Genomic DNA, 13,789 nt, shown 5'->3' with positions numbered 1-13,789 from the left:
ATAATAATAATCAGTAAGTTGATAGTTTGTTTGCTGAACAAAATATATAATAGATAAGGTGGGGATGGCTAGCATACATTTATTTTAGTAATGCATATGCTTTATCTAAATTATTAACAAATGGGGGTAAATTAAATGAAAAAGAAAGCGATATCACTATTGTTGTTGGCTCTTTTTGTCGGTTTAGTTTTAGCAGCTTGTGGTGGAGGCGACTCTGATTCTGCAGATGATGCAGAAGGGAATGACGGTTCTTCAGATAGCGGAGAAACGATTACACTAACTTTAGCTGAGAACCACCCAGAAGACTATCCAACAACAATTGGGGATAAAGAATTTGCTAAATTAGTAGAAGAGAAGACGGATGGTCGTTATAAAATAGAAGTATATTCTGGTGGACAATTAGGGGAAGAATCGGAAGTATTAGAACAAGTACAATTAGGTACGATTGATTTAGCTAGAGTGAATGCGATTCCATTAACTCAGTTCTCTGAAGAAATTGGTGTCTTATCCATGCCATACCTATTCGAAGATGAAGAGTCAAAATGGGAAAAGTTAAATGGTGAAGTTGGACAAGAACTATTAGGTACTTTAGATGGATCCGGTTTGAAAGGGTTAGCGTTCTATGATTCAGGAGAAAGAAGTTTCTATAACTCTGTTCGCCCTGTATCAACTCCAGAAGATATGGAAGGTTTACAAATTCGTGTGCAATCATCTGACCTAGCTATTTCTATTGTGGAAGCGTTAGGTGCATCAGCTACACCAATGGAATATGGTGAAGTTTACTCAGCATTACAAACAGGAGTAATTGATGGGGCAGAAAATAATTTCCCTAGTTATTACACTGCAGGACATTATGAGGTAGCACCATATTTTACAGTAAATGGTTACCAAGGTACACCAGAAGTTTTACTTGCATCCCAAAGTTTATGGGATGAGTTAAGTGAGGAAGATAAACAAGCTTTCCAAGAAGCAGCACTAGAGTCCGTTGCCGTTCAACGTGAAGCGTGGGCAGAATTAACAGAAGAAGCTAAAAAGGCTGTAACTGAAGCTGGAAGTGAATTAACAGAAGTGGAAGATATCTCTGCATGGAGAGAAGCTGTTCAACCTGTATATGATGAATTTGGTGAGCAATACGGTGATTGGATTGATAAACTGACGAAATAAATTCTTATAGGGGGGTGAGGAATTCCTCACTCCTCTCTTAATATAAAAGGAGTGGGTTGTGACATGAAAGCTTTAAAAGCAGTCATAGACGGCCTGAATCGGGTAATCTTAGTCGCTTCTCTAACCATACTTGCTGCAATGGTTATTATCATTATATACCAAGTTTTTTCTCGGCAGATTTTGGGATCTGCGCCAGCATGGAGTGAAGAAATTTCTCGAATGTTATTTGTTTGGGTAAGTTTCTTAGGGATTTCCTATGGATTTAGAGAAAAGCTTCATATTGGTGTTGGATTGATTATCGATCGATTACCAGAGAAAGTTCAGGATATGTTTGATTATTTTGCGAAGATTCTTGTAATAGGTTTTGGAGTTATTCTGCTTTATTATGGTTGGCAATTTACGATGTTGACAAGTAATTCAACAATGCCAGCCACTGGATTACCTTCAAGTGTTCTATATGGAGTTATTCCAGTTACAGGATTCTTTGTATTGCTTAATGGTATAGAATTACTTTTTGTTAAAGGTATGCATCAAGAATTAGAAGACGGAAGTGAGGGGGCAGAATAATGGAAGTATGGATTTTATTAGGAAGCTTTTTATTACTAATTATATGTAGAGTCCCTATTGCACTTTCCCTTATATTATCTTCACTTGCAACAGGAATATATATGGATATAGACTTGGCCGCTATTATTCAACGAATGGCAGCTGGACTAAATTCCTTCTCCTTGTTGGCAATTCCTTTCTTTATTATTGCTGGTGAAATTATGAATGAGGGTGGAATATCCCGAAGGTTAATTAATCTAGCTAATGTTATTATCGGGAAAATTAGAGGTGGACTTGCTATGGTAAACGTATTAGCAAGTACATTCTTTGGTGGTATTTCAGGATCGGCGATTGCTGATACCTCTTCTGTTGGATCTGTTATGATACCAATGATGAAAAAACAGGGATACGATTCTAATTTCTCTGTGGCTGTAACCGTTTCTAGTTCAGCCCAAGGTGTATTGATTCCACCAAGTCATAATATGATTATCTATTCCACAGCAGCGGGTGGAGTGTCAATCGGTGGATTGTTTATGGGTGGACTTGTTCCGGGTTTATTACTTGGACTTGTTTTAATGATTTTAACTTATTATCTTGCTGTAAAGAGAAAGTATCCAGTTGGTGAACCTGTAAAAAAGGAAGAAATTCCTAGAATTGTTTGGGAAGGTCTATTAGGGTTATTTACGATAGTCATTATTCTTGGTGGTATATTGAGTGGATTTTTCACCGTTACAGAGTCAGCTGCAATTGGGACACTATACGCATTTATTATTACCTTTTTTGTATATCGTGACATCAAGCTTACCAAAATGGGAGTTATTCTTCAAAGATCATTTAAAACCCTCGCAATGGTGTTATTCTTGATTGCTGCTTCTTCTGCATTTGGATGGCTGTTAGCATTGCTAAGAGTTCCAGCAATGGTATCTGATGCATTAATCAGCATATCTCCGAATGATGCTATAACAGTCTTATTAATTGTTATTATTTTGCTACTCTTAGGTATGATTATGGATATGGCACCACTTATTCTAATTGCCACACCAATCCTTCTACCAGTTGCGACAAGTGTTGGTATGGATCCAATTCACTTTGGGGTTCTATTAATCTTATGTTTAGGTGTAGGTTTAATTACACCACCAGTTGGGACTGTACTCTTTGTGGGGTCAGCCATTGGTAGAATCTCTATTGAGAATGCTACAAAAGGTTTATTACCTTTCTATCTTGTCATGATTCTTGTGGTATTACTTGTTGCCTTTATACCTAGCTTTTCACTATGGTTACCGGATATCTTGGGGCAATAATATAAAATAGCCAATATATGATTGAAAGTGAATGCCTCTATCATTAATTTGATAGGGGTGTTTTATATTTTATGGAAGATTAGATTAGGAGTGGAAGTATTTGCTTATTAATCTAAAATATTGAAGATTAACTTTATGTTAATAACACATTTCGCCATGAATAGTGAAAATTGTATTTGTTGTCGAATAAAGAAATGTTATTTTCTGTACGGAACAAGGTTCGTCAATTTCTATGCCAAATCTACTATTTTTTCTAGAAGCGGAATATTCATAGTTTTTTATAGAATAATGCGATAAAATGAAAGATATGGAAGCTAATGGATAAAAAGGATGTAGAAAAATGACATATTATACAAACATTTTAGGCTTTTTTCGTTTTACGGACGACCATTTATATCGGATTGGAAAGGCGGAGGAGATTAAAAACCAGTGGAAGACTACGATTTTCCTAATTCTTTTCAGTCTGTTTTTATATACCTTCATGGCCTATTTTGGTATGGGAACGAATTTAATCTCAGAGCATGCTACTACACTAACCACAGTGGAGTATGAAGTGAGTAAATTTTGGTTTGTTGTAGGAAGGACCCTTTTTGGGGGATTATTTGCTTTACTTATTTTATTTGTACCTAGTCTCTTATTCTATCTTTTAACCGATATCCCGTATCAGAAGCTACTTATTATGCAGCAAATTGTTTTAACTGTCATGTTAATAGAGAGAATTATTTGGATTCCCTTGGCATTATTTATTGGTTTGGATTGGTATGTATCGCCATTGTCATTCGGAATTATAGCATCCTATCTAACAGACACACCTTGGATCATCGCCTTTTTTGGCTCTATCTCCTTATTTCAATTATGGGTCATTTGGTTTCAAGGGAAATTTATTATGAATCTATCTGCTACGAAAAAGTATATCATATGGATTAATATTATTTTGTTACATATTTTTGGATGGTGTTTTGCTGCGTTATTTGCTTATAGTGATTCTTATTTAATAAGTGGGTGGTTTAATTAATGAAAAGGCGTATAATTTTAATGGCTACCATATTGTTTATAGGTACTAATCTCTATCTTGTTAAAGCAGATGATGAAGGGAAAATTGATCGAATTTCTTATATTGATAGCTGGTCAAAGCCGAAAACACAAGACTTACGTGAAACACTCCATACGGATGGTGTGTTTACTTCTCAAATTAAGGATCATTTGTATTTCGATAAAAGTCTTGGGAACTTTGAAACCTTTTTAGTGGAAGAAGGGGATCGTGTAACTATTGGTGATCCGTTATTTACATATAAGGTTTATCAATATGGTCAAGTTGAATCACAGTTGTTATCTAAAATCGATCAATTGGAAGATGAAGTTGACTCCATTGAAGCTGCTATAGATTCGATGGAAATGCAATCTGTGTCGAATAATCGTGCTGATGGATTAGCAAATTTCGATGTTAGGGAAGAACAGATAGAAATTGAGGTCGAATTACCTCAGTCAACAAAAGAAGCGGAAATGATTAAACAGCAATACCTAATCGAAAAGGATAAGGAATTGAAGCAAAAACAAGCGGAATTAGCCTATGTAGAAGATCAACTAATGGAGCTTCGTAGTACAGGTGATTCTATTACAGTAGAAAGTCCCTATGATGGAAACATTACATTTATTAATACTGCACTAGAGGATCCGATTTTAACCATAGAGAGCTCCAATCTTAAGGTTGCAGGTGAGCTTACGGAAGATGAACGAAGGAAAGTAGAACAGGGTTTACCAGTGGAGGTAATTACAGGAGATAAAGAGGAACCGCTGGAAGGGACAATCGAACAGATTAGTAACTCACCAAAAAATGTGCAGTTACATGGAGAAAGTATTTATCCATTCTCCGTATCACTTAATGAAGAAGCGAGTTTAACAAATTTAAAATCTGGTTATCACACGGAGTTAGTAGTAACGGTGAAGGAGTCTCTAGATGCATTAGCTTTGTCAGAAAATGCGGTTCATAAAAAGTCTGTATGGAAAATGACAGAAAGCGGTACGATGATAAATGAGATTGTTGAAACTGGTATCGTTATGGATCATATGGTCGAAGTGACAAATGGTGTACAAAAGAATGATTATGTTGCAGAAAAACCTATGAGGCAATTTCGAAATGGAGCAATCTTTATTACCCCATTAGAATTTAATTACCTCAGTCGAGATTCTTTAGCATCAGAAAATAATAATTGGAAAAGGTATTTAATAACAGGTTTATTATCTAGATAAGCAGCTTATAATTTATCACGTGATTAAATGGTTGTAAGACCCGAGAAGAATTCGAGATATCTAACAATTTATCTTTTATTACCTAATAAAAGATTGAAGTCCTTATTTTAATAAGTTTGGATAGCGTCATAGGACATTAGATAGGTTTGGAATATTGCTTTTCATTATTTCCTAGTGCTAATGTTATACTATCTCTATAAAAGGAGGCAAACATAGTGGAAATCGTATATTTTGGTATCTTGATTTGTTCCATTGCATTCTTCATATCAGCTATTTACATTTCTGTTTTTCTTAAGCGCTTAACAGATGTAACAAGGTCGCTTGGTTATACGTTAAAAGATGTTGAGGAACAGTTTGGATACATTACACCGCAATTAATGACAACTATCAAAGAAGCACAGCAAACCGTGGATGAATTAGAGGAAAACATGAATGCAACGGATAGTGTATTTGACTCGGTTGATAATGTCGGTAAATCGATTAATAGTTTGAATGACACATATAAAAATTACAAAGAAAAAATAACCGATGAACAATTTCAAAAGCAGCTCAAACCAACAGTTGAGTTGATTAAGTGGGGAGAAGCACTGACGCAAGTATTTAAAAAAACAAAAGTGTAAGCACCGGCCTACAGCTTTAGCTTGTAGTGGTGCTGACCATTCCTGTTACTATTACTTGTTGGAATGACGTATATTTTACTTTTTTCATCTATCAAAAAAGACAAATTAGTTACATATAGAATTAGAAGGGAAAGTGATGGTTCATGACTTTAATAGGAATTGGCGTCATTATTATTGGAGTAGCTTTGTTAATTTTGTCTATTTTTATTGGACATGCTTTAAATAATTTGGCAAATGTGTTAAAAGGTGTCGATAAAACGGTAGAGCAACTGCCAAAGCAAATGGATGATATTATGAAAAAAACAGGTGATATGATAAGTGAGAGCAATAATACATTATCAGATGTAAATGATAAATTACGACAATTAAGTCCTTTATTTTATGTTGTAGGTGATGTTGGAAATATAACTCGAAAATTCTCCTCTTCTATCGCGGATGTTACAGAGACAGTAAAAAGTAAAACAGCAGGTGCGGCAGATGTTACAGATAAAAATAATGTTGGGGGTTTATATGGGACCTTTGCTTTAGCATACTATTGGTTGAGAAAGAGGAATAAGTCAAAAAAGGAAGAAGGAACGACTGCGAATGAAAACCAAGAGTAAAAAGGAAATTTCAATTACGGCTGGTGTGCTAAGTGCTATTTCCATTGGTTGTATCGTGACTTGTTTATTACAGGGAAAGTCCGCTAACAATATAAAGGGGAAATGGAAAGCTATCGATCATAAATTTTTCATGGACGGTAAAAAGCGAGCGGAGACTTTTAAGGAAATAAAACAGGAAGTCAATCAAAGGATATGAAAAATAGGATGTACCGGAAATTTGGTACATCCTATTTTTTCAATAATAAATATACTAGTGCAATTAATCCGTAGAATCCCTTTAGATTTTTACTAGTCGATACCTCTTTTGATGTAACTGTTTTTTCTTTTAAGTGCTCCATTTTTTGAACGATAGAAGAGCTCAATTGGTTAGTTGCTCGTCCTATGTCTCCTACTATATTAAACATTGGACTTAATTCCTTCACTTGCGCATTGATTTGGTTCAATGTCTGAGTACCAGTACCAATTACCTCTTTTGTTTGAGTAGTTATACCCTCCACTGCTTTTGGTAAGGTGTCTGTCGTTTTCTGTAAACTGCCAAGCACACCTGATAATTTGAGGAGTGGCTTGATGAGTACAAAGGTTAGTAACAGTAGGGCAACGCCGATTACCAGCACGCCGATACCAAGCCATAGCATATTTCTGCCCCCTTTCGTCTTTTTTCCACAATCTACAACATTAGATATATTATGCATTTCCTTTTTTAGCATACCACATTTTGCAATTAGTCATAAACTTTTACCTTGTCCCATAAAATGTTCGTAGTCAAGATAAAGGGGCGAGATGGATGAAACGGACTATTAATATTGGTGCATGGTTATTAGGGGTTGCTTTATTGATCTTTCTGATTCAGCTTCCAATGAATCAAAGTCAAAGTGCTTGGAACTCAAGCTTTTCTTTACCGTTATCTGGGAAGACCATAGTAATTGACCCAGGACATGGGGGCCCTGATGGTGGAGCGGTTGGGAAGGATGGAACGACCGAAGAAGATATTACACTTTCTGTATCAAAAAAACTCCAAAACTTTTTGCAACAATCTGGAGCTGTAGTGTACTTAACTAGGGAAGAGGATACAGATTTAGCTGATGAGAATACAAAGGGTTTATCTCGTAGAAAAGCAGAGGATATACGTAGGCGAATGAAATTTATCCATGAGAATGAACCACATCTATTCCTTAGCATACATCTAAATGCCTTGTCTTCAACACGGTGGAGAGGCGCACAGTCTTTTTATTACCCAAGTTTAGATGAAAATAAACATTTAGCAAAGATGATACAAGCAGAAATTATTCGTAATTTAGAAAATACAAATAGGGAAGCACTTGTGAAAAATGGAATGTATTTATTAAAATATGCGGAGGTTCCTGGAGCATTAGTTGAAATCGGATTTTTATCCAATGCTGATGAGCGTGAATTGCTTAAACAGGATGATTATCAAGAGAAAATGGCTTTTAGTATTTACGAGGGGATTTTAAGATACACCACTGAAGATATGGAAAACGAAGGTGAGGAATGATTCACATCACTTAGATTTTTCTCAATTTATGTTATACTAGACGTAACAGTTAAGTATGATGCATAAAACAAAGGGATGGTGAATTAGTTTGCTTACAAAAGAAGAAGTGGTTCAACTACTAAATCCAGTACAAGACCCATTTTTACATAAAACTTTAGAAGAAACAGATGGAATTAGAGATATTACGATTAAGGAAGATAAAAAACACATTAGTGTAAAAATCGGTATATCTAAAACAAATACAGGTGAACAAATGCAAATGCAGCAAGAAATTGTTGGAATCTTAAAGAAAAATGGTGCCAATACGGTTGGGTTGAGATTTGAACAATTACCTGAAGATATCATTAGAAAATTCCAGCCAGCAGCTGAAAAAGAGAAAGAAGCTAAACTGATGGGTGGCAATGCTAATACGAAATTTATTGCTGTAGCAAGTGGTAAAGGTGGCGTTGGAAAATCAACTGTTACAGTCAACCTTGCTATGGCATTAATGCGACTTGGGAAAAAAGTAGGGATTATTGATGCGGATATCTACGGTTTTAGTGTTCCTGACATGATGGGCATTGAGAACCGTCCTCAAGTTCGCGGTAAAAAAATTATTCCTGTAGAACGTTTTGGAGTTAAAGTTATTTCCATGGGCTTCTTTGTTGAGGATAATTCTCCAATCATTTGGCGTGGTCCTATGTTAGGTAAAATGCTAAATAGCTTCTTCAGCGAAGTAGAGTGGGGAGAACTAGACTACTTATTACTTGATTTACCTCCTGGAACAGGTGATATTGCTATGGATGTACATGAATTATTACCAACATGCAAGGAAGTAATCGTTACTACACCACATCCAACTGCAGCATTTGTTGCAGCGCGAGCGGGACAAATGGCATTAAAAACAGATCACGAAATTCTTGGTGTTATTGAAAATATGTCCTATTTTGTCAGCAAAAAGACTGGGGAAAAAGAACATGTATTTGGACAAGGTGGAGGAGAAAAACTTGCAGAAGCTCTTCAAACAAAGGTGCTTGGCAATTTAGAACTTCAGCAACCGTACATGGAGGAAGATGTATTTGCACCATCCGTATACCAAGAAGATCATCCGAATGGAAAAGAATATCATAAAATAGCAGCTAAAGTTATTGCGAAGATGGAAGAGTAAAATAAAGAAGAGGACGTCTCTTACTGACGTCCTCTTCTTTACCTTTGGTAAGAAATTACTGTTAGCCTGATTCGAATTCAGGGGTGGTCAATGTGTGTATAAATCAGAGGAATAAGGGAAGCGTTATGCGCTTCCTCCACCGCCTCCTCCTTCATCCTGCTTTCCGCCACCACTTTCACCACTTCCTCCACCCTTTTCAGAGCCTCCACCGCCCTTACCTTTGGCTTGTTCTTCGGCGGCTTTTAATAATATTTCTTGTATTTTTGCTTGAAAGGTTGGAGTTTCTAGTGTTTGTTGAATGGTTTCTTCTAAGTGCGCTCGAAATTGCTGTCCTTTTAAAACACTTAAAATTTGATCGGTAATTTCTGGATTTTGCAGTAGTTCAAGCATTTTCTTTTGGTATTCAGAATCACTCATTAATTTCTTTTGTAATTCCATTTGTGATTCTTCCATGGATTTGGCAAAGCCTTCTACAAATTTTGGGTCTTCAAATAGCTTTTGCCACATCTTCTTACCTTTATCAGAGACAAGAGTTTCATTTATTGTGTTTTTAACGACTTCCGAATTCATGACTAATTCTTGTTTTAGTTTTTCATCGGACAATGTATCGGTAAGCGCCTTTTTTCCTTCTTCTGTTTTAATTATATCGATAACCATTTTTTTGGTTTGGTCATAGTCGCCTTCATTGCCAGAGGTATTTCCACCTCCGCCACATGCGGCTAAAAACAAGAGGCAGAATCCTACAATTGTCACATGAGCAATACGAATCATTAGGATCACCCTTTCGTATATCATTAATATGGATGACAATATATAAACTATACGCTTAATGTAGGAAAAATAACTTACTTCATGTTAAAATAACGCATGTACTACATTACATATTATTTGTGCAACTGTAGGAGGAAATGCATTGAAAATAAAATACATTGTAAATCTCTTTGTCCGAACAGCAGTCATTGGCGGTTTAGCGGGGCTTTTAATAAGCTTTTTTATACAAAGTGAAGTGTATATGGCAAATATAAGTCCATTTAATTTTAAGGAACTTGTAGGTTTAATTCTCTTTAATATAGGACTTGGAATAACTTTTAGTGCTGTAAGTATGACTGGATTCTTTGCTTATTTGTTTATAAATCGTTTTGGGCTAAATTTGTTTCGTTCATTTTGGCCAATCGTACAGGTATTATTAATTTTATTTGTTTTATTCGATTTAGTATATTTTCCTTATCAAGCAACAAAAGGAGAAGTGTCTATTTTTTGGTATATATTAATGTCCCTCGGTCTTCTTGGATATAGCTGGTTAGTTGCTATGAAAAAGGTAAAGGAAACGAAAAAGACTGCATTTATTCCTACTTTGTTTTTTATGATTGTCATGACAACAATTGAATGGGTCCCAGGTTTACAGGCTGATGGTACGGATTATGCGTGGTTAATGATAGCTCCCCTTTTAGCTTGTAATACGTTTCAGATTCTTGCTTTACACCGTTATAGTCAAAAATCAATGGAAGAGGAACGAGCAAAGTCTAAATCTCAGTCGCAAACAAAAACTAAAACAACTAAGGCGTAAAAAAACCACCAAGTTTGGTGGTTTTTTAATCAACTATCTTAGATTTAGCATGTGCCTGAGTGATGATTTCAGAAATGGGCACAAATTGAAAGCCTTTGTTTTTTAATCCAGGAAGTATGGTTTCTAATGCCTCTGATGTTTGTTTAACTGAATCTGAAGCATGTAATAAAATAATATCTCCATTCTTCGTCTCCTTCATGACCTTATCAACAATGACTTGTGTTCCAGGGTTTTTCCAATCATTCGGATTAATATTCCAATGAACGACTTGGAAATTCATTTCTTCGGCAAGTTTAAGAATCTCCTCATCGAAGTGGCCGTTAGGAGGACGTAAAAGCTCCATATCTTCATATCCTAGCTTTTCAAATACTTCTTTCGCACTTATTAAATCACTTCTTACCTGCTCAATTTCTTGGTCAATATAGCTTTTGTATCGATAACCTAACATTCCTAATTCGTGATTACCCTCCGAAATCTTTTCTAAAATAGTCGGATGACGTTCAGCCCATTCTCCACTTACAAAAAAAGTTGCTTGGGTTTGGTTTTTTTCCAACTGCTCTAGAATATCATGAATGCGCTCATCGCCCCAGCTAATATTAAATGTTAATCCAATATTAGGTTCATCTGAACTACCTTTTGTGATGGCTACTGGTTTATCCTTGGAAAATGCACCATTATCACTGATCCAAAGAAATAATGCTGAAGCAAAGGCTAGTATTGCAATAAGTAACCACCTTTTGAAACGTCTAAATTTCCATACATAAAAATGTTTCATCCACCAATCCCCCAAACTGACAAAATACTTTAATACATTGTATGAGGGGACTGCAAAAATATGAACAAGCCCAATAGAATAGTTTTTTTAGAAAAAGGGGATAGAAATGAGGAAAATAAGGGAATAGTAATCAAAGATTACTTAATCGATTCATTGTAATTTAATTCGGAAAACATTTGAGGTGAAATTGATGTTAGGGTTATTAATAAATGAAATGGAGCAAAAAGAATTGGAGTATTTAATAAAAAGGGAGTTAGAAGAGATTCTTATGGACATAGAGGATTCTCGAATTGATAAAAATGTTAAAGAGGCGATGAGAAAGAGATATAAAACACTCTTTCAATTATTAAGGCGCTTAGCAAGTGAAAAGGAATGTTTGAAATACATACCAAAGCGTGTACAAATTTAATGTATACTAAGAAAAACGCTTTATTAATTTGAATATTTTTTCTTCGTAAATCCTTATTGCAACCAATACATATATGTGCTATAGTGTTTTTTGTCGTTGTCACGAGATATACCGAGAAAGATAATACATTTTATCGAATTAAGTGTTGACAACAAATATAAAACATGGTAAATTATATTTTGTCGCTAATAAACGACGAAAAACAAATTGCTCTTTGAAAACTGAACAAAACAACCAGTATGTTAAGATATTAAAAGGAATTCGTTTTTCTTTTAACTATAGCTAAGACATAGAGTTAATTGGTGTTAATTCTATACAAACTTTTTTGGAGAGTTTGATCTTGGCTCAGGACGAACGCTGGCGGCGTGCCTAATACATGCAAGTCGAGCGCGGGAAGCTAACCGATCCCCTTCGGGGGTGACGTTAGTGGAACGAGCGGCGGACGGGTGAGTAACACGTGGGCAACCTGCCTGTAAGATTGGGATAACTTGCGGAAACGTGAGCTAATACCGGATAATACTTTCCATCGCATGATGGAGAGTTTGAAAGACGGCTTCGGCTGTCACTTACAGATGGGCCCGCGGCGCATTAGTTAGTTGGTGAGGTAAAGGCTCACCAAGGCGACGATGCGTAGCCGACCTGAGAGGGTGATCGGCCACACTGGGACTGAGACACGGCCCAGACTCCTACGGGAGGCAGCAGTAGGGAATCTTCCGCAATGGACGAAAGTCTGACGGAGCAACGCCGCGTGAGTGAAGAAGGTTTTCGGATCGTAAAACTCTGTTGTTAGGGAAGAACAAGTATGATAGTAACTGATCATACCTTGACGGTACCTAACCAGAAAGCCACGGCTAACTACGTGCCAGCAGCCGCGGTAATACGTAGGTGGCAAGCGTTGTCCGGATTTATTGGGCGTAAAGCGCTCGCAGGCGGTCTTTTAAGTCTGATGTGAAATCTTGCGGCTTAACCGTGAGCGGTCATTGGAAACTGGAGGACTTGAGTACAGAAGAGGAGAGTGGAATTCCACGTGTAGCGGTGAAATGCGTAGAGATGTGGAGGAACACCAGTGGCGAAGGCGACTCTCTGGTCTGTAACTGACGCTGAGGAGCGAAAGCGTGGGTAGCGAACAGGATTAGATACCCTGGTAGTCCACGCCGTAAACGATGAGTGCTAGGTGTTAGAGGGTTTCCGCCCTTTAGTGCTGAAGTTAACGCATTAAGCACTCCGCCTGGGGAGTACGGCCGCAAGGCTGAAACTCAAAAGAATTGACGGGGACCCGCACAAGCGGTGGAGCATGTGGTTTAATTCGAAGCAACGCGAAGAACCTTACCAGGTCTTGACATCCTCTGACACTCCTAGAGATAGGATTTTCCCTTCGGGGACAGAGTGACAGGTGGTGCATGGTTGTCGTCAGCTCGTGTCGTGAGATGTTGGGTTAAGTCCCGCAACGAGCGCAACCCTTGATCTTAGTTGCCAGCATTCAGTTGGGCACTCTAAGGTGACTGCCGGTGACAAACCGGAGGAAGGTGGGGATGACGTCAAATCATCATGCCCCTTATGACCTGGGCTACACACGTGCTACAATGGATGGTACAAAGGGAAGCGAAACCGTGAGGTCAAGCAAATCCCATAAAACCATTCTCAGTTCGGATTGTAGGCTGCAACTCGCCTACATGAAGCCGGAATCGCTAGTAATCGCGGATCAGCATGCCGCGGTGAATACGTTCCCGGGTCTTGTACACACCGCCCGTCACACCACGAGAGTTGGTAACACCCGAAGTCGGTGAGGTAACCTTTTGGAGCCAGCCGCCGAAGGTGGGACCAATGATTGGGGTGAAGTCGTAACAAGGTAGCCGTATCGGAAGGTGCGGCTGGATCACCTCCTTTCTAAGGAA

General features: G+C 37.4%; 15 protein-coding genes and 1 rRNA gene. 13 read left to right on the top strand and 3 right to left on the bottom strand.

Features of this window, described 5'->3' with window-relative positions:
- Window positions 1-135 precede the first annotated feature (135 nt).
- The 8 genes from CAO17_RS16150 (at window position 136) to CAO17_RS16115 (ending at window position 6,679) form a co-directional block, all read left to right on the top strand.
- Window positions 136-1,164, top strand: coding sequence for a TRAP transporter substrate-binding protein (locus CAO17_RS16150; protein ID WP_085993631.1), 1,029 nt, complete (start codon window positions 136-138; stop codon window positions 1,162-1,164).
- Between the two features lie 63 nt (window positions 1,165-1,227).
- Window positions 1,228-1,731: a TRAP transporter small permease gene (locus CAO17_RS16145; RefSeq protein ID WP_085993630.1), complete on the top strand. Its 504-nt coding sequence runs from the start codon at window positions 1,228-1,230 to the stop codon at window positions 1,729-1,731.
- On the top strand, window positions 1,731-3,011 hold the full coding sequence (locus tag CAO17_RS16140; protein WP_085993629.1) for a TRAP transporter large permease: 1,281 nt from the start codon (window positions 1,731-1,733) through the stop codon (window positions 3,009-3,011). Before CAO17_RS16145 ends, CAO17_RS16140 begins: the two co-directional genes overlap by 1 nt.
- Before the next feature lie 340 nt (window positions 3,012-3,351).
- The gene (locus tag CAO17_RS16135) at window positions 3,352-4,026 is read left to right on the top strand and encodes a hypothetical protein (RefSeq protein WP_085993628.1); all 675 of its coding nucleotides are present in this window, start codon (window positions 3,352-3,354) and stop codon (window positions 4,024-4,026) included.
- On the top strand, window positions 4,026-5,261 hold the full coding sequence (locus CAO17_RS16130) for an efflux RND transporter periplasmic adaptor subunit (protein ID WP_085993627.1): 1,236 nt from the start codon (window positions 4,026-4,028) through the stop codon (window positions 5,259-5,261). The genes CAO17_RS16135 and CAO17_RS16130 overlap by 1 nt, the downstream gene beginning before the upstream one ends.
- 215 nt (window positions 5,262-5,476) lie before the next feature.
- A complete protein-coding gene (locus CAO17_RS16125; RefSeq protein ID WP_179151974.1) occupies window positions 5,477-5,881 on the top strand; it encodes a DUF948 domain-containing protein in 405 nt (134 codons plus the stop codon).
- Between the two features lie 143 nt (window positions 5,882-6,024).
- On the top strand, window positions 6,025-6,483 hold the full coding sequence (locus tag CAO17_RS16120; RefSeq protein ID WP_085993625.1) for a DUF948 domain-containing protein: 459 nt from the start codon (window positions 6,025-6,027) through the stop codon (window positions 6,481-6,483).
- Window positions 6,467-6,679 (top strand): hypothetical protein, encoded by a 213-nt coding sequence (locus CAO17_RS16115; protein WP_085993624.1) that lies wholly within the window; start codon window positions 6,467-6,469, stop codon window positions 6,677-6,679. Before CAO17_RS16120 ends, CAO17_RS16115 begins: the two co-directional genes overlap by 17 nt.
- A gap of 31 nt (window positions 6,680-6,710) precedes the next feature.
- Here CAO17_RS16115 and CAO17_RS16110 read toward each other — a convergent pair whose 3' ends face one another.
- Window positions 6,711-7,190 (bottom strand): DUF948 domain-containing protein, encoded by a 480-nt coding sequence (locus CAO17_RS16110; protein WP_245831860.1) that lies wholly within the window; start codon window positions 7,188-7,190, stop codon window positions 6,711-6,713.
- Window positions 7,191-7,267: 77 nt separating this feature from the next.
- On the opposite strand from CAO17_RS16110, the gene cwlD reads away from it, so the two are divergent.
- Window positions 7,268-7,996 (top strand): N-acetylmuramoyl-L-alanine amidase CwlD, encoded by a 729-nt coding sequence (gene cwlD / locus CAO17_RS16105; RefSeq protein ID WP_085993622.1) that lies wholly within the window; start codon window positions 7,268-7,270, stop codon window positions 7,994-7,996.
- Window positions 7,997-8,084: 88 nt separating this feature from the next.
- Window positions 8,085-9,143 carry an Mrp/NBP35 family ATP-binding protein gene (locus CAO17_RS16100; RefSeq protein ID WP_085993621.1) on the top strand — a complete coding sequence of 353 codons (1,059 nt, stop codon included), beginning with the start codon at window positions 8,085-8,087 and terminating at the stop codon, window positions 9,141-9,143.
- Window positions 9,144-9,266: 123 nt separating this feature from the next.
- On the opposite strand, the gene gerD is transcribed toward CAO17_RS16100, so the two are convergent.
- Window positions 9,267-9,914 (bottom strand): spore germination lipoprotein GerD, encoded by a 648-nt coding sequence (gene gerD, locus CAO17_RS16095; RefSeq protein ID WP_085993620.1) that lies wholly within the window; start codon window positions 9,912-9,914, stop codon window positions 9,267-9,269.
- A 142-nt stretch (window positions 9,915-10,056) separates the two neighbouring features.
- Between gerD and CAO17_RS16090 the strand changes: the two genes are divergently transcribed.
- Window positions 10,057-10,710 (top strand): KinB-signaling pathway activation protein, encoded by a 654-nt coding sequence (locus tag CAO17_RS16090; RefSeq protein ID WP_085993619.1) that lies wholly within the window; start codon window positions 10,057-10,059, stop codon window positions 10,708-10,710.
- Window positions 10,711-10,735: 25 nt separating this feature from the next.
- Here the strand turns inward: CAO17_RS16090 and pdaB are convergent, their stop codons facing one another.
- Window positions 10,736-11,485: a polysaccharide deacetylase family sporulation protein PdaB gene (gene pdaB, locus CAO17_RS16085; protein ID WP_085993618.1), complete on the bottom strand. Its 750-nt coding sequence runs from the start codon at window positions 11,483-11,485 to the stop codon at window positions 10,736-10,738.
- Window positions 11,486-11,675: 190 nt separating this feature from the next.
- Between pdaB and CAO17_RS16080 the strand changes: the two genes are divergently transcribed.
- Entirely contained in the window at window positions 11,676-11,894 is a 219-nt protein-coding gene (locus tag CAO17_RS16080) for a hypothetical protein (RefSeq protein ID WP_085993617.1), read from the top strand.
- A gap of 322 nt (window positions 11,895-12,216) precedes the next feature.
- Window positions 12,217-13,781 (top strand): 16S ribosomal RNA (locus CAO17_RS16075).
- Window positions 13,782-13,789 lie beyond the last annotated feature (8 nt).

Source organism: Oceanobacillus senegalensis (assembly GCF_900176885.1).
Taxonomy (GTDB): Bacteria; Bacillota; Bacilli; order Bacillales; family Amphibacillaceae; genus Oceanobacillus; species Oceanobacillus senegalensis.
This window is presented reverse-complemented; position numbering and strand designations above follow the sequence as displayed.